The sequence below is a fragment of the Lyngbya sp. CCY1209 genome (genome assembly GCF_055795065.1).
In genome coordinates this window covers 1-819 of the sequence record NZ_JAYFER010000037.1, presented here as the reverse complement: position 1 = coordinate 819, position 819 = coordinate 1, and the positions used below count along the sequence as shown (strand labels likewise).

Annotated in this window: 1 protein-coding gene; it reads right to left on the bottom strand. The window is 63.0% G+C overall.

Features of this window, described 5'->3' with window-relative positions:
* Positions 1 to 66 precede the first annotated feature (66 nt).
* On the bottom strand, positions 67 to 819 hold a 753-nt coding region (locus AC0QHF_RS00175; protein WP_324702175.1), incomplete at its 5' end, for a TIGR03985 family CRISPR-associated protein.

Here is an 819-nt window from a genome sequence, read left to right as displayed (position 1 = left end):
CACCAGCCAAAGTAGCGGTCAAATCTCCAGAAGCGTTTGGGTCATCGACCCAAGTTCCGGTATGCCCTACCGTACTCGGCGCCACCGTTCCCGGAGCGATCGCGGGACGCCGGCATCGGACCAGTTCAGGATCGTGAGGCGGTCCGACGCGATGCGGTCCAGGCGAAAATTGTGCCAGCCGAAATGGCCGTCGGGGTCGGTGCCGTAGGCAGCGCGGGGATTGGTTACCGTGGTTTTGCGATCGTCCCGGGGAACCCACGTCTCGAACCGGATCGCCCCCCCTTCCGGATGGCGCCAGAGCTCCTCGATTTGCCGCTGGTAGGTCTCCACCCGCCCCCACATTTCCTCGGGGAGGATGTCCTCGGAGTGGACGAAAATGCGCCGCCGGCAGTCTTTGGCGGGGGGAGAAGGGGGCAATTCCACCTCGGGCTCCCACATCGCCAGCCGTTCTCGCAGGGATCGGATGGGGATTTCCAGATCGGGTTGGGCGAAGCCGATCGCTTCGAGAACCCGCAACAGTTCCCGGGTTTGCCCTTCCGAGACTTCCCGGACTTCCGCCACCGGCGGGCCTGAAACGGGGACGGGGGGCCATGCTTCGGGGGGAGTACAGCGGTGGCTTCCGGTGCCGGCATTTTGCAGCCACCCCATTTTGTCCAGGTGTTTGAGGTCGTCCCGGATGGTGCGGTGGACGGTGCCGAAGGGGCAGTTTTGGAGTTGTTCCCGCAATTCGCGATCGCTCCAGGACGTAGTTGCAAGCATCAGCAAACGCCACCAGAGTTTGATCAAGCTTTTGAGCTTGTTCTGGCGTGGGGTTAAGCT